Source organism: Flavobacterium sp. N3904 (assembly GCF_025947305.1).
Lineage (GTDB): Bacteria > Bacteroidota > Bacteroidia > Flavobacteriales > Flavobacteriaceae > Flavobacterium.
This window is the reverse complement of the sequence record NZ_CP110009.1, coordinates 1,078,117-1,093,936: the sequence shown is the minus strand read 5'-3', so window position 1 is coordinate 1,093,936 and position 15,820 is coordinate 1,078,117. Positions and strand designations below refer to the sequence as shown.

Genomic DNA, 15,820 nt, shown 5'->3' with positions numbered 1-15,820 from the left:
TGACAAGTTATTGGATTTTTTTTAGTCTCTAATTTTGTAATTTTACATCTGTACTTTCAAAAATTTTATCGGCTGATGAAGCCACAAAACCTTGATACAAATTTCCATCAGGCATAGCATAACGTAATGCAAACTCATAATAGCAAGATGGAATTTCAAATGAACCTTCTTCAAAGTTGATGGTGCATAAATCGGCTAAGGTGCTGGATTGTTCTAATAATTTTTCAGGAGTTCCTTTTATTTTTCCGCCCGAAGCATTCAGTTTCCACCCGTTTTCTTCCAAGAAATCGTTTAGTTCTTCCAGTTTTTGAAAATGTTTAAGCCCATTTACACTAATTGTAAAATGATTGGCACGAAAACCATAGATATACATCCAAGCTGCATATTCTGATTCCTCCAAAAGTGATTTGTATATGGCTTGTGAATCTGATTTCCAAAAAGTGCTGTTTAAAGCTAATTCGGGATGATTAAATTCATTAGGGTCACAATCATCCAGTAATTTTTTTACTGTATTTTGTAGAGATTCTGAACATTTTTCTAGCTCTAACTCAGAGATAAAAATTCGCGGTGCATCTGTGTCTGTAGTATGTTCGTAGTGTTTTGCAAACAATTTTTTAGATTCAAAAACATATTCTCCACGGGCTTCATATCCAACGTTTACGAAAATTTTTTCTAACACAGAGATGTTGACTCTTTTGTCATTAAATGTTCTAATCGCAATGTGGTCATTTTGAATTTTTTCGCCTTTTTGCTCTAATAAAGTGTGTATTTTTTTTGCAGATGGGGTTATTTCAGCATATTGTTCCCATAGTTTCGAAAGCAGTTGATTTTTATCCATTTCTGTCAGTATTTTTAAGTTGTAATAATGACGCAAAACTAGATAGAAATCTGTTGAACTAACATAATTATGGTTCGATTATTTATAAATAGACATATTTGATTGATATTTGTGTAATTTTGACAGTAGTAAGCATTGTTTTTGCTTTAGAATTGTCAATGTTATAGTTTCCAACCAAATAGTTAAGTGATGTTAAACACCAAAAACAACGAAAATACTGATTATTTAGACCAAGAAATCATCAGAAAGCTGAGTGAGAACGGAAGAATTCCCTATTCTGAATTGGCCAAAGAATTAAAAGTCTCTAATTCGTTGGTACATTTACGGGTAAAAAAATTGCAGGAATCGGGAGTGATTGCAGGGTTTTCTGTAAAATTGAATGCGAAAGCCAATGGTTTTGAAACCATTACCTATACCGGAATCACCACCAAAGAAGCCCGTTTTGCCTATTCAATAGCCGAGCAATTAAAACTGATTCCCGAGATTGTGGAATGCCACTGGGTTTCGGGTAAATATGCTTTGTTTATAAAAATTGTAGCGGCAAATAACGAAGAGCTACGCAAAATAATCTACGAGCAAATACATATTATTGAAGGAGTGGGGGGAACGGATTCTTTTATTTCTTTTGGATCGGCTTTTGAGAAAAATTTGCCGATACAGTAGCCTCTATAAATAGCAATTGCTCTAAGTTTTACGGATTGATTCGTGAAACTTAGGGCAATTCGCGTTTTCCTTAATTTTTGGAACTAAACAATACTATTTTCCTCCTCAATAAGCTCCTTTTTTTCTACTATAAAAAAGAGAAATGTACCGATTGTTAATGTAATAATACTCAGTAACCAGAGAAAATAACCCAATTCTAAAGATAAAATTTTTGCTAATGAACCACTTTCAGACCCAAGTATTTCAGTCCAAAATGAAAAACTAATTGCCAAGACCGAAGCTATACAGCTAAATATAATTGCTTTTCGATCATTTCTTTGCAACATAATTATTGCATATAAACATAAAGGATTTGCAAGCCAAATAATCTCCTCCAATAATCCCCCACCAGCAAAAGCGGTACTTCCTGTTAGAAGATAACTCAAGGAAGATATGGAGCATTCTCCATGGTAGTCTATTTTTATTGCATTTTGAGTTAATGAAATAAAGAACAGTAGTAAGCTGATATTTATGGTTATACTCTTAATTCTTTCTGACTCCATTTTTGGCTTTCGGTTTTGGTAGTTATAGTTTGACTGTTATTTGACTTCGAGTTGTTCTTTAAACCTCAAATCCCAATTTCTCTCTTACTCTATTCAAAACACCAGTCGCAACAGTACTGGCTTTTGCAGCACCTTTTTTCAATAATGCATCTACTTCTGGAAGATTGTTAATGTAATAGTTGTATTTTTCTCTTTCTGTTTTGAATTTTTCAACGATTAATTCAAACAAGGCTTGTTTGGCGTGACCGTAACCGTAATTTCCTCCCAAATAATTGACTCTCATCGCTCCGATTTGACTTTCGTCTGCCAACAATTTATACAAAGCAAAACAGTTACAAGTATCAGGATTTTTAGGATCTTCTAGTGGTGTACTGTCGGTTTCAATGCTCATGATTTGTTTGCGCAAGGCTTTATCATCCAAGAATATATTGATAAAATTATTGGCAGATTTACTCATTTTACCGCCGTTGGTTCCAGGAATTAGCATGTTGTCTTCCTGGATTTTTGCTTCCGGAATCACGAAAGTTTCTCCCATTTGGTGGTTGAAACGCGACGCGACATCACGTGTAATTTCCAAATGCTGTAACTGATCTTTTCCAACTGGGACGAATTGAGCATCGTATAACAAAATATCGGCTGCCATAAGCATTGGATATGAAAACAAACCGGCATTAACATCTTCCAATCGATCGGCTTTATCTTTGAAAGAGTGCGCCAAGGTCAAACGTTGAAAAGGAAAAAAGCAACTCAAATACCAAGACAACTCTGCGGTTTGTGCCACATCGGACTGACGGTAGAAAACAACTTTGTCTACATTCAATCCGCAAGCTAACCAAGCCGCGGCTGTACTGTAAGTATTTGCTCTTAGTGTTTCACCATCTTTTATTTGGGTAATGGAGTGCAAATCGGCTATAAAAAGGAAAGATTCGTTTTCTGGTTTATTTGATAATGCTATTGCGGGTATAATTGCGCCCAATAGGTTTCCCAAATGCGGAGTTCCTGTACTTTGGACACCTGTAAGTATTTTTGCCATTTTTAGTTATTTAAATCTCGTATGATTGTATTGTGGTATACTATTTTATCGCAAAGTTAATTCTTTTGCTAAATTTTCCGCAAGTTTCCTTACTTTTGACTTTATGAAAAGTATAAAAAAGATTTTATGGGCCATTTGGCGGGTTTGGTTTTACGTTGTAATGCTGATTCCAATCCTTGTTATGCTCCCTTTTTTGGTAGCTTCAATATTAACCGAAAGTGGATATCCCTATTTTTTTAAAATGTCTCGTATTTGGGCCAAATGTGTACTTTTTGGTATGGGTTTTTATTATAAAATAGAAAAAATTCAAAAATTAGACCATAACAAAAGTTATATGTTTGTGGCCAATCATACCTCAATGACAGACATAATGCTTATGCTTGCTGCCGTTGATAATCCATTTGTGTTTGTTGGCAAGATGTCTTTGGCTAAAATTCCGTTGTTTGGTTTTTTCTATAAACGTACTAGTATTTTGGTAGATAGAAATAGTTCAAAAAGCAGAATGGAAGTGTTTAATGAAGCTCAAAAGAGAATAGATCGCGGATTAAGCATTTGTATTTTCCCAGAAGGAGGAGTTCCACATGACGAATCTATTTTATTGGATAATTTCAAAGATGGGGCCTTTAGATTGGCCATAGAACATGAATTGCCAATTGTGCCTTTGGTGTTTCCAGACAATAAAAAAAGATTATCGTATACATTTTATAGCGGAAGTCCAGGTTTAATGCGTGTTAAAATCCTTCCTTATGTTGAAACTGCTGGTAGAACTGCTGTTACAGATAGAAGAGAAATTCGAGAGGAAATTCGAGATTTAATTTATAATGAATTACTCGAGTTTGAGAAAAAAGATAAGATGAAATAATTTAAATTCTTATATAAAAAAAGGAGACTTTCTATTTTTGAAAGTCTTCTTTTTAATTTATTTATGATGCTTTTTTTACAACTATTGTTTGAGTAACAAATTCTGTTGCGGTTTTTTTAAATTTTAAAGTGTACGTTCCTTCAGCAACTGGTGTCACTTTATAGGTTGTTGTTTTAGTTGTGGGTGTTGTGCCACAACTTGTTCCTTCATACTTAGATTGTACTTCAATTTGTTTTGTTTTTTCAGTAGTTATTTCGATAAACTTATTAAAAGTTCCACAATTGTTCTCTACTGCATAAGTAACCGTAAAACTCAATTCTTGATTGGGAACTCCTGTAGTTGGTCCTGTAACTGCACTAACTAAAGAAGTTTTTGTAATCAGTTGTGGTTGGTCATCGTCTTTAGAACAAGCAGTTAATGAAACAGCAACAAAAAGAATCATTGCTACGGTTTGTAATCTTAATTTTTTCATGGTTTTAAATTTTTATTAAATTATATTGATTTTAATAAAGATGATTAAAACTCATATTGGTTGCGTGACTTTTTTTTGGTAATTGATAATAGACAAAGATTTGATTCTAAAAAAAAACCGACTGAATTGATTTTCAGCCGGTTTCGAATTATTTAAGCATTTGCTAATTCTTTGATGTGATTTTTGATTTTTGCTTCTAGTTCGTCTGCCAATTCAGGATTGTCTTTTATCAGTGATTTTACAGCATCACGACCTTGTCCTAGTTTGGTTTCTCCATAACTGAACCAAGAACCCGCTTTTTTGATAATTTCAAATTCTACCGCAAGGTCTAGTATTTCACCTGTTTTAGAGATTCCTTCGCCATACATAATATCAAATTCTGCTACTTTGAATGGTGGAGCTACTTTGTTTTTAACCACTTTAACTTTGGTTCTGTTTCCAAGTACGTTATCACCGTCTTTAATCTGAGTTGAACGACGAATGTCCAAACGTACTGAAGCATAAAATTTCAAAGCATTTCCTCCAGTCGTTGTTTCAGGATTTCCAAACATTACACCAATTTTCTCTCTCAATTGATTGATAAAGAATACGGTACAATTGGTTTTGCTAATCGTTCCTGTTAATTTTCTTAAAGCTTGTGACATCAAACGGGCGTGTAGACCCATTTTTGAATCTCCCATTTCGCCTTCGATCTCACTTTTTGGAGTCAAGGCTGCAACCGAGTCAATAACCACAATATCAATAGCTCCTGAGCGAATCAGGTTTTCGGCAATTTCCAATGCTTGCTCCCCATTATCCGGTTGTGAAATAATTAGATTTTCAATGTCTACACCCAATTTTTCAGCATAGTTTCTGTCAAAAGCATGTTCAGCATCTATAAAAGCTGCAATTCCACCCGCTTTTTGGGCTTCGGCAATTGCATGCAGTGTCAAAGTTGTTTTACCAGACGATTCCGGTCCGTAGATTTCTATAATTCGTCCTCTCGGATAACCACCAACTCCCAAAGCCAAATCGATTCCCAAAGACCCAGACGAAATTGTTTCAACTTCCTCAATGGCTTTGTCGCCCATTTTCATTACAGTTCCTTTTCCGTAGGTTTTGTCTAATTTGTCAAGTGTAAGTTGTAACGCTTTTAATTTTGCTTCTTTCTCTGAACCAGTCTTTTCTTTCATCTCTTTTTCTTTTATTTTCATATTTTATTCCAATTATTTAAGCTTAAAATATTGGATGGATTTCAATTTATTTTCGTAAAAATACTTCTTTTTTTCGAAGTTGCAACAGTTGTTTTTTTTGAACAAATTGCGCTATTTGTTATAGAAATGATTCTAGTTTAAAAAGCAGCTTGCCAAAAGAACAGTTCTTATTTGATGCTTTCTCCTCAAAATTTAGATTTAATCAAATAAAGCTTTCAATTCAGTTGCGTCATGAGGATTCATTTTTCCGGCCAAGACTAAGCTTAGTTGTTTCCTTCTTAAAGCGGCATCAAACCGTTGTTTTTCTAACTCCGTTTCAGGAACCAGCAAAGGTACTTCAACAGGTCTTCCGGTATCATCGACTGCTACAAAAGTGTAAATCGCCTCATTGGCTTTGGTTCTATTGCCAGATTGACGATCTTCTACCCAAACATCCAGATAGATTTCCATCGAACTTTTAAAGGCTCGAGACACTTTGGCTTCAATAATGACTACACTTCCCAGCGGAATTGCTTTATTAAAAGCGACATGATTAACAGACGCAGTTACTCCAATTCTTCTGGAATGTCTGCCTGCTGCAATACTAGCAGCACGATCCATTCGAGCCAATAATTCCCCACCAAACAAGTTGTTCAAAGGATTGGTTTCGCTCGGTAAAACCAAATCGGTTAAAATTGTTAATGATTCTGAAGGGTGTTTTGGTGTCATATTTAAAAAAAGGGGATTGTTTGTTTTTTATATTTAATTACAATTTTTAAGTTTAATTCAACCAATAAACGGCCATTACTGCAGGAATAAAATATAGTACGATAGTTCTTGCACCATCATAATCCTTGGCCAAGCGCTGACCAAACAATAGCATTATAAGGGTTATGCACGAAAATATTGCACCGTACAAACCGTATAGTCTTCCGCTGTTTAAGGCAATTTCTATACTTCCGACAATGCACAAAACACCAGAAATTAATTCCAATATCAGCACATTAAGTAAAGCCAATGGCACTTGATTTCGTAAGGGCGTTTCGAGAAAATGTTCTTTTAACCAATCTACATTGTCTTTCCAATGAAATATTTTGTCTTGTGCAGACTGCAAAAAAGTAATGGCTAAAAAAACTAAAATTAAGATTGAGGCAATGTTGTTCATAGGGGCTATTTTTTATGTATTAAACGTGTAAGTTTGATGGATAAATCAGTTAAAATTATTTTGGCATTTCCATTACGTTCAATATGATACATCGCATCTGATAATTCGTTGAAAATGTCGTTAATGTTATTTCCGTTTACAAATGGCGCAAAATTTTCCAGTTTAAACTTTTCGACTTTTGGCTCTATATAGACTAAAGGTTTAGTCTCATAATTGAGCAATAAAGCCTGTCGGAACATTTCGATACAAAACTGAAGAAATTTTTTCTGAGTTTCTCTTCCCAATACCGCTATTTGTTCACTCCAAAGAATCAAATCCTGAATCGCTGCAGCATTGCCTTTGGCTTTAAATGCAGCTCTCACCCAAGTCACAAACCATTCATCAAATGGCAAGTCATCAGCGTTATCTTGTAATAAATGAATTGCTTTGGAATAATTTCCTTGTGCTTGATGTGCTATTTTTAATGCTGTTTTCGGGTCAACCTGTTCTCTATTGATTAATGCATCTGAAATGATCTTTTCGCTCAGTCCATTGAAATGTAAAATTTGGCAACGGGAACGAATGGTCTGAATGATATCTTCTTCGTTTTCTGATATTAGTAGGAATATGGTTTTTTCAGGAGGTTCTTCTAAAAGTTTAAGTAATTTGTTGGATGCTGCGATATTCAATTTATCGGCCATCCATACAATCATAATCTTATAGCCACCTTCATAAGATTTTAAAGATAGGGATTTTAAAATTTCCTGGGCATCATCTACGCGTATTTCACCTTGTTTATTCTGAACACCTAATTTTGCGTACCAATCGAATAATCCGCCATAGGGTTTTTCAATTATAAATTCTCTCCAATCGGCAATGAAATCGATGCTTTTTGGTTTTTGTTTTACTTCTTCCGTTGTAACGGTTGGGTATACAAAATGCAAATCAGGGTGTGATATTTTCTGAAATTTAATATTACAAGACTCATTAGTGCCGTTGTTTTCTCCATCCGTATTGTTGCAAAGTACATATTGAGCATAGGCTATGGCCATTGGTAATGTCCCCGAGCCCTCTGGGCCAATAAACAATTGAGCGTGTGGAATCCGACCTAAATCGGCGCTTTTTGTTAAATGATTTTTTATATAATCCTGCCCTAGAATGTCTGAAAATTGCATAAGCAAAGATAGTAGAAAATGATAAAGGCAAAAATTTTCTAATGTAATTTTGCAATGTACTGTTTTTGTGATTTGTAAAAGAGTAAAAAAGTTTGAACGTAATTTATATTGTAATTCAAAAATAAAATTGTTAATAACTTTTGTATACTATTAACGCCTAATCGAATTGTAGTTAAAAAAAAAAATATATTAACACATATAGAGCTACATTTTATTTTCGTTTAATGTTAATTTATCATTTAGTTGTATAATTCAATTACATCGACAAAGTGTTGATTTTACTCGACAGAATGAATGTTTTAAGTATTTTTAAATAAAATTTTCTTCTGATTTTTTTTTAAAGGACTTGCAAATTCAATTAATTTGTATATTTTTGTTTTATTAATCAAATAAATCCAAGATATGAAAGGGAAAATTATTTTTTTCAGTATTTTTATGTTAGCATTAAGTTCTAAAACTTTGGCACAAACAAAACCTAATATGCCAAAAAGTATTATTAGTACAAATGCGGCTATTCGTACATATCACGACGATAAAACGCTGAATGCAATGTCAAAAGGCGAATTGTTGGAATTATATATCGAACGCATAAAAGTTTTAGTAAAAATATTGCCTTATGTTGCATTGGCTACAAAGCCAGGGGTTACAATGACTGATTTGGGTATTCCAGATGATGTTAATAACAGAAAAGCATTAGATTTACAATCAGAAGCAACACAAGCATTCTTAGAAATCACCGTTGATTTCCAAAGAAAAATGCTTCCTTATTCTGATAAATCTCAGTTAGTGAATTCAATTATATTTTACGAGCAAACTTTAAAATCGTTGAATGAGTTTGATCATCAATAATATTTGTTTTTAAGAATTAGATAGTTCTTAAGCCGTTCTTTAACTCTTAAATGAGTTTACACTCTTATCCTACAGAGATTTATAATTTTAATTTTAATACCCCAAACCTATGAAAAACATAAATTTACTTATGTGGGTTTTTCTTTTTACTTTGTGTTCAGTTAATGCACAACAAGAAAAAGGAATTTTTGGATCAAGCAATTGGTTAAATAACTGGACAGAATTTAAGCCAGCAAAAGTGGACTATGGCGATGCTACAGTTATACTTGCAGGAAATATTTCGACTAATACTACACTTGTCAAGAAAGATGTATATGTGTTACAGGGAAATGTTTATGTAACCAATAATGCAGTTCTTACTATTGAGCCAGGAACGGTTATATTAGGTGATTTTGATTCAAAAGGTACTTTAATTATTACAAAAGGATCTCAAATTATGGCACAAGGTTTGGAAACAGATCCTATTGTGTTTACTTCAAGCAAAACTATTAAAAAAGGAGGTGATTGGGGAGGAATTGTAATCCTTGGTGATGCACCTATTAATAAATTTGGGAGTTATTCTTCCGTAAATTACGACTTAGATCCTACTCTTACTACTTATGGGGGATCTAATTCTGCAAGCAATTCAGGTGTTTTAAAATTCGTTAGAGTTGAATATGCTGGGAAAAAAGTAAGAGGTTCAGAAACTTTCAACGCAATATTATTGGGAGGTATTGGTAACAAAACCATATTAGAGAATATCATGGTTAGTTATGCTTCTGCTGATGCATTTGAAGTGCTGGGAGGCGAACCAATTATTAACAAAGCTGTTTGTTATCGTTCAGGCGGAATAGATTTTAAATTTACTTTAGGAGCTCAAGCAAAAATTGATAATTCATTAGCTGTTAGATCTTCTTATACTTCGAATAGTACTGATTCTCGTTCGTTAGATATTTCTTCTTATAGTAATAAAGCGGATGTTGATTTTACCAAAAAGCAAACCTTTGTTACAGCTACTAATCTTACGTTAGCTAATGATAGTGACGACATCGATAAGGATATTAAAGCTGGTTTGGTTAAAGAGGCTGTATATATAGCAGAGAATTCTTCTTTAGTATTAAGAAAAAGTGTAATCTCAGGATATAGTCCTGCTGTTGTCTTTGAAAGCAAGATAGAAATCAACGATAAAAATCTTAAAAAGATTAGAATCGAAGAAATGTATTTTAATTTCTGTAATGGAAACATATTTTCAGAAGGTTCTACAAATAATGAAGACTTAGAAAGTTATTATGGAAATAGTGTGTTTTTTAATTTATATTCAAAAACAACCAACTTAGAAACTTTCAATGATTTTGCTAACCCAAAAAGACCGGATTTTAGATTGTCTCTTTCTAAATTTACCGCTTCCAAATAAATTTAAAGTTATATTATGAACTTTATTATAAAATGAAAGTTAATCCTTAGACAAGGTTTGGCTTTCATTTTATTAATTAAAAACAGTTCTGTTGAATGCTTCCCCAAATGCTATTTTAATATGACAAATAAATCTACCCCATTCTTTTTTTTAAAATCTTGTTTGTTATTTTTAATGTTGTTGGTCCTGCCCTCAACACTGACATTAGTTGCTCAAACTATTGCTCCTAAAAAATTAGGTTATCCTGAAATTTGCGCTAACAAACCAAATTTTGAGTACCCGTTAGGATATAATAGATATGAAGTTTCTTTTAAAGTTAGTGGTTTTGATGCAACAACTACTTATTTTGTAATATTGTCTGACGATAAAGGTAGCTTTTCGAATCCTATTAAACCAGTGATTATACCTAATAATTCTCCGCCAAATACACCAGCAGATACTCCTACCGATAAAACACTTACATTTGAACTGCCTTCAAATATTATAGGATCTGATATTTATCAATTAAAGGTACAAAGTTCTACTGGCTATATAAGCCAACCATTTAAAGCTAGTGATTTACAATCATCATTCCCTATTTATTATCTTTCCTATTCTGGGCCATTTTATATTAATAATCAGAACGGTTCAGTTAGTTTTTGTAATGGGGGAAGTGTCACGCTCACTATTGATAACACAACTCCATCTGTCCCTAACTCATCTCCATTGCAATATCCACAGTTAAAATACAATTGGTATAAAGATGGGACTATTATTCCAAATGAAACTAGTAGTTCTTTATCGGTTAATCAAATAGGCGAATATTATGTTGAAATCAATTATGGACCTTGTACTGACGTGAATACACACTCTCAATCGGTTAAGGTAACTGGTGCGTCGGGATCTGTGGCGAACATAAATTCTAGCTTGGGCAACCCTTTTTGTTCTACTACTAATATGACAACTTTGACAGCAAGTACTGGTAATTCGTATGTTTGGAAAAAAGATGGTGCTGTACTGCCTGGGGAAATTGCCCAAACCTATCAAACCAATTTACCTGGAATTTACACTTGTGATGTTGATTTTGGTGGATGTAAATCGACTGGGACAATCGATTTGAAAGCAGATCAAATTGCGAGTACGATTAGTGTTGATGTTGATAAAATCAATTATATACAAGATGGTGAAGCATTGGCTGTTACTACTACTACTACGGCGGTTAATCCTTCTTATCAATGGTTTCTGAATGATGTGCCTATTTCTGGAGAGACACAAAGTTTTTTGGATATTACTGCTCAAGGAAAATACAAAGTTACTATTACTCAAACTTCGGGTTGTCAAATTGTAAATGAATTTCCTTTTGAGGTTTCTTATAAAGTTGATTACAATGTTTCTAAAATTCCTAATATTATTTCTCCAAATAATGACGGAACCAATGACACTTGGATTATTCCTGATGAATATACTAATGGCAAGGCTAATGTTTTAATATTGAGTTCAGTCGGAGAAAATGTTTTTCAAACTGAAAATTACGATAACTATAGTGGATGGCCGCAAGCGCCTATTGATTTTAAAAATTTCAACCCTGTTTACTATTATATAATTACTCCTTCTGCTGGGTCTGCTAAAAAAGGCTCGATAACTCTTGTTAAATAGTATGAAAAAATTTTATTTAAGTGTTTTCTTTTTCTTTTGTATCATACAAACTTTCTATGCGCAGCAGGAAGATGGTGTTGTGTCTTATGTTATCCCACCAGGAAACTCTTTAAAATTTAATTCATTTATCATCAATCCTACTTTCAGTTTTGTTAGGCAACAGAGTGCTTACATAACGTTGTTTAACAAAACACAATGGGCAGGTTTTGAAGGTGCTCCCAAAACCTATTTATTGAGTTATTCAGGGCGTTTTAGAGAAAATGATGGTGTGGCACTTGGTGTTTTTCAACAAACTTATGGGGCTTTTTCAACTTTTGGTTTGGTCGCCAATTTTTCTCACAATTTACTGCTTCAGGAAGACAGTAATCTAACTTTCGGAATTAATTTAAGTGCTTATAGAAGCGGGCTAAACAATTCAAATCCTGGAGATCCATCAGATCCATCTTTACAAAATTTTCCATCCAACACACAAATAGCCATTACGCCTGGTATCAATTATGGTACTGCTTTTTTAGATTTTGGTCTTGGTTTAAATAATTTGGTTACTTATAATTTTTCTTCAGGATTATTAAAAGATGATCCCAATCAAGGAATAGAAGCCCATGTAATGTATACGGGATTTATTGATTCTTATGGTTTTTTTGACAAAAGTAAATTCTCAGGAATTGTAAAAACGGAATTAAATAAAGATCAAACAGTAATTTCAGGATCAGCAATGTTTACTATTCCTAAAGGAATATGGGCACAAGCTGGATACAATTCTGTATTGGGTGTATCAGCCGGATTAGGATTTAATATAACCCAAAATATAGCCTTAGAATATTCTTACGGTATGGGATTGGGTACAATTTCAGATCTAGGGGCTTCCCATGTAATTGTTTTGGCATATAAGCTAAAAAACAACAAATATGATTATGGTGACGATGAAGAAGAAGGTTCTATTATACCTCCTGCAGATACGCGACCAAAAGTAGTTGCCAAACCTAAAGCAGATACCAAAACTGTCGCTGATGCAAGTGCTGCAAAAGCTCAAGCAGCTGCTGAATCTAAAGCTAAACTTGCTGCAGCTGCTCAAACCAGAGCGGATGCTGTTGCTGCGAGAGCTAAATTGGCTGCTGATGCAAAAGCTAAATCAGATGCTGTTATTGCTCAAAACAAAGCCAAACTGGCTGCGAATAATAAAGCTAAAGCAGATGCTGCCGCTGCCGCTGCATTAGTTGCTGCTGCTAAAAAAACAGACGCTCCTGTTAATAAAACTAAACTTGCTGCAGATGCAAAAGCAAAAGCGGATGCAGATGCATCGGCTAAACTTATAGCAGATGCAAAAGCAAAAGCACTTGCTGAATCAAATGCAAAATTGGCTGCCGAAGCAAAATTGGCTGCTGATGCCCAGGCCAAAGCCGATGCAAAAGCCAAAGCAAAACTAACTGTTGATTCTAAAGTAAAAGCTGATGCAGATGCTGCTGCAAAACTTGCTGCAGATAATAAGGCTAAAGCAGATGCAATTGCTCAAGCTAAATTGGCCGCTGACAATAAAGCGAAAGCCGATGCCGCTCTCGCTGCAAAGCTTGCTGCTGATGCCAAAGCTGACGCTGCTGCGAAATTGGCTGCCGATAATAAAGCCAAAGCCGATGCCGCTCAGGCAGAAAAATTAGCTGCCGATGCAAAAGCCAAAGCGGATGCTGATGCCGTTGCGAAATTGGTTGCCGATAATAAAGCCAAAGCCGATGCCGCTCAGGCAGAAAAATTAGCTGCCGATGCAAAAGCCAAAGCTGATGCTGATGCCGCTGCGAAATTGGCTGCGGATAATAAAGTGAAAGCGGATGCCGCTCAGGCAGAAAAATTAGCTGCCGATGCAAAAGCCAAAGCTGATGCTGATGCCGCTGCGAAATTGGCCGCCGATAATAAAGCCAAAGCGGATGCCGCTCAAGCAGAAAAATTAGCTGCCGATGCAAAAGCCAAAGCGGATGCTGATGCTGCTGCGAAATTGGTTGCCGATAATAAAGCCAAAGCTGATGCCGCTCTTGCTGCAAAACTGGCTGCCGATGCGAAAGCCAAAGCGGATGCCGATGCTGCTACGAAATTGGCTGCTGATAATAAAGCCAAAGCGGATGCTGATGCCGCTGCGAAATTGGCCGCTGATAATAAAGCCAAAGCGGATGCCGATGCTGCTGCAAAACTAGCTGCCGATGCAAAAGCCAAAGCTGATGCTGATGCCGCTGCGAAATTGGCTGCTGATAATAAAGCCAAAGCTGATGCCGCTCTTGCTGCTAAACTGGCTGCCGATGCAAAAGCCAAAACGGATGCCGATGCTGCTGCGAAATTGGCTGCTGATAATAAAGCCAAAGCTGATGCTGCACTAGCAGAAAAACTAGCTGCCGATGCAAAAGCTAAAGCTGATGCTGATGCCGCTGCGAAATTGGCTGCTGATAATAAAGCCAAAGCTGATGCCGCTCTTGCTGCTAAACTGGCTGCCGATGCAAAAGCCAAAGCGGATGCCGATGCTGCTGCGAAATTGGCTGCTGATAATAAAGCCAAAGCTGATGCTGCTCTTGCTGCAAAACTGGCTGCCGATGCGAAAGCCAAAGCTGATGCTGATGCTGCTGCGAAATTGGCTGCTGATAATAAAGCCAAAGCGGATGCTGCTCTTGCTGCAAAACTGGCTGCCGATGCGAAAGCCGATGCTGATGCTGCTGCGAAATTGGCTGCTGATAATAAAGCCAAAGCGGATGCTGCTCTTGCTGCAAAACTGGCTGCCGATGCAAAAGCCAAAGCAGATGCTGCAGCTCAAGCGGAGCAAGATAAAATTGAAGAAGCTGCTGCTGCAAAATTAGCTATTGAAGCCCTTGCAAAAGCAAGAGCTGATGCAATGCCGAAAGATGAGACTGGAAAATCTATGGATAATTTGACAAAAATTCTTGAGGATTCTAAAAAGAAACAACAACAATTATTATCCCGATTGGATGTTTCTGTCGCAAATAAAGAAAAAGCGTTAAAAGAATTAAGAGAAGAAAATGACTTGAGCGATAAAGGAATTGTCAAAACTACTGTTGAATTCAAAAGTACAGCTGCTGAAAATAGTGAGTTAGAATCAATTAGAGCACAAATCGCAGAGGTGAATAAAGCTCAAAACGAATCTTTAGCGGAGTTCAATAGACTGTATAATGAAAGACTTAAAAAAGCACCAAAAAATGATTTGATCAATCAAAATTATTTAAAAACTATAGATGCTTTAAAAGCAGAACAAATAAAAGCGGAGCAATCCAATGCAGCTTTGATTACAACATTGGAACAAATTAAGGTCGAAACCGAAATTGAGAAAAAACGTAGAATTAAACGTGCCGCATCATTAAATGATCAAGACCGTTACAATCAGGATTTGGCTACTTTGAAACGAATCAAAGAAACAACAAAAGTAAGTACCACACCACTTACTGCTGCTGATTTTGATTTTGGAGATAATCAAACTAATATGCAGATTATTAAAAATAATAAAAATGTTGAAAGTGGTTATTATATGATATTGGCCGTTCATAGTGACGTACAAAAAAGAGATGCCTTTGTGACCAAAACTGTTGCTGCTGGACAAAAAGAGGTGAATTTCTTCTATGATGCAAGTTCAAGTAAATATTTTATTTATCAAGAAAAGTTTGAAATGTTGGAAGAGGCTACGCAAGCGTTGGAGGCCAAAGGAACTAAACCGTATAATGGTAAAATGGTAATTGTTAAGATTGAAAAATAAAATTGTAAATGTTTTGTTAAATAAATATTTTGGAATAGTATTTGTTATTCCTATAAAATGTTTATTTTTAAACCCTTAAACGATTATTTATGCTTTTCGTCGATTATATTTAGAAAAAAATTAAAAATTTTAAAGGCAATAAAAGAAACAAAAACAGAATGTCAGGAATGTTTTTTAACAAATAAAAGTACATTTTGGATTATTTATGTTAAAAATTCAACAATTCATTAAAAACTAGTTTTCTATTAAATTGCTTCATGGCCCGCCAAAAGCTTTTTTAATAGAGATACTTTAAAAAAT

At 35.0% G+C, this 15,820-nt stretch carries 14 protein-coding genes; 6 read left to right on the top strand and 8 right to left on the bottom strand.

Annotated features, from left to right (window positions below):
- Window positions 1-28: 28 nt before the first annotated feature.
- Window positions 29-838 (bottom strand): DUF1338 domain-containing protein, encoded by an 810-nt coding sequence (locus tag OLM57_RS04350; RefSeq protein ID WP_264566019.1) that lies wholly within the window; start codon window positions 836-838, stop codon window positions 29-31.
- A 189-nt stretch (window positions 839-1,027) separates the two neighbouring features.
- Here OLM57_RS04350 and OLM57_RS04345 point away from each other — a divergent pair, with 189 nt between their 5' ends.
- Window positions 1,028-1,501, top strand: a complete 474-nt coding sequence (locus OLM57_RS04345; RefSeq protein WP_264566018.1) for an Lrp/AsnC family transcriptional regulator — start codon at window positions 1,028-1,030, stop codon at window positions 1,499-1,501.
- Between the two features lie 83 nt (window positions 1,502-1,584).
- Here OLM57_RS04345 and OLM57_RS04340 read toward each other — a convergent pair whose 3' ends face one another.
- Both OLM57_RS04340 and trpS read right to left on the bottom strand, forming a co-directional pair.
- Window positions 1,585-2,043, bottom strand: a complete 459-nt coding sequence (locus tag OLM57_RS04340; RefSeq protein ID WP_264566017.1) for a hypothetical protein — start codon at window positions 2,041-2,043, stop codon at window positions 1,585-1,587.
- Between the two features lie 58 nt (window positions 2,044-2,101).
- Window positions 2,102-3,076 (bottom strand): tryptophan--tRNA ligase, encoded by a 975-nt coding sequence (gene trpS, locus OLM57_RS04335; protein ID WP_264566016.1) that lies wholly within the window; start codon window positions 3,074-3,076, stop codon window positions 2,102-2,104.
- Window positions 3,077-3,179: 103 nt separating this feature from the next.
- Here trpS and OLM57_RS04330 point away from each other — a divergent pair, with 103 nt between their 5' ends.
- Entirely contained in the window at window positions 3,180-3,938 is a 759-nt protein-coding gene (locus tag OLM57_RS04330) for a lysophospholipid acyltransferase family protein (protein WP_264566015.1), read from the top strand.
- Window positions 3,939-3,999: 61 nt separating this feature from the next.
- On the opposite strand, the gene OLM57_RS04325 is transcribed toward OLM57_RS04330, so the two are convergent.
- From OLM57_RS04325 to OLM57_RS04305, 5 genes are all read right to left on the bottom strand, one after another.
- Entirely contained in the window at window positions 4,000-4,410 is a 411-nt protein-coding gene (locus OLM57_RS04325) for a hypothetical protein (protein WP_264566014.1), read from the bottom strand.
- 152 nt (window positions 4,411-4,562) lie between these two features.
- Window positions 4,563-5,603, bottom strand: coding sequence for a recombinase RecA (gene recA, locus OLM57_RS04320; protein WP_319800270.1), 1,041 nt, complete (start codon window positions 5,601-5,603; stop codon window positions 4,563-4,565).
- 198 nt (window positions 5,604-5,801) lie between these two features.
- Window positions 5,802-6,311: an acyl-CoA thioesterase gene (locus OLM57_RS04315; protein ID WP_264566013.1), complete on the bottom strand. Its 510-nt coding sequence runs from the start codon at window positions 6,309-6,311 to the stop codon at window positions 5,802-5,804.
- Window positions 6,312-6,363: 52 nt separating this feature from the next.
- Window positions 6,364-6,747 (bottom strand): DoxX family protein, encoded by a 384-nt coding sequence (locus OLM57_RS04310; protein ID WP_264566012.1) that lies wholly within the window; start codon window positions 6,745-6,747, stop codon window positions 6,364-6,366.
- Window positions 6,748-6,752: 5 nt separating this feature from the next.
- Window positions 6,753-7,901, bottom strand: coding sequence for an ATP-binding protein (locus tag OLM57_RS04305; protein WP_264566011.1), 1,149 nt, complete (start codon window positions 7,899-7,901; stop codon window positions 6,753-6,755).
- Between the two features lie 402 nt (window positions 7,902-8,303).
- On the opposite strand from OLM57_RS04305, the gene OLM57_RS04300 reads away from it, so the two are divergent.
- The 4 genes from OLM57_RS04300 (at window position 8,304) to OLM57_RS04285 (ending at window position 15,520) form a co-directional block, all read left to right on the top strand.
- Window positions 8,304-8,750, top strand: coding sequence for a hypothetical protein (locus tag OLM57_RS04300; RefSeq protein ID WP_264566010.1), 447 nt, complete (start codon window positions 8,304-8,306; stop codon window positions 8,748-8,750).
- 109 nt (window positions 8,751-8,859) lie between these two features.
- On the top strand, window positions 8,860-10,143 hold the full coding sequence (locus tag OLM57_RS04295; protein WP_264566009.1) for a hypothetical protein: 1,284 nt from the start codon (window positions 8,860-8,862) through the stop codon (window positions 10,141-10,143).
- A 120-nt stretch (window positions 10,144-10,263) separates the two neighbouring features.
- Window positions 10,264-11,778 (top strand): gliding motility-associated C-terminal domain-containing protein, encoded by a 1,515-nt coding sequence (locus OLM57_RS04290; protein ID WP_264566008.1) that lies wholly within the window; start codon window positions 10,264-10,266, stop codon window positions 11,776-11,778.
- 1 nt (window position 11,779) lies between these two features.
- Complete coding sequence (locus OLM57_RS04285) at window positions 11,780-15,520, top strand: type IX secretion system membrane protein PorP/SprF (RefSeq protein ID WP_264566007.1); 3,741 nt, start codon at window positions 11,780-11,782, stop codon at window positions 15,518-15,520.
- The last annotated feature ends 300 nt before the right edge of the window (window positions 15,521-15,820 follow it).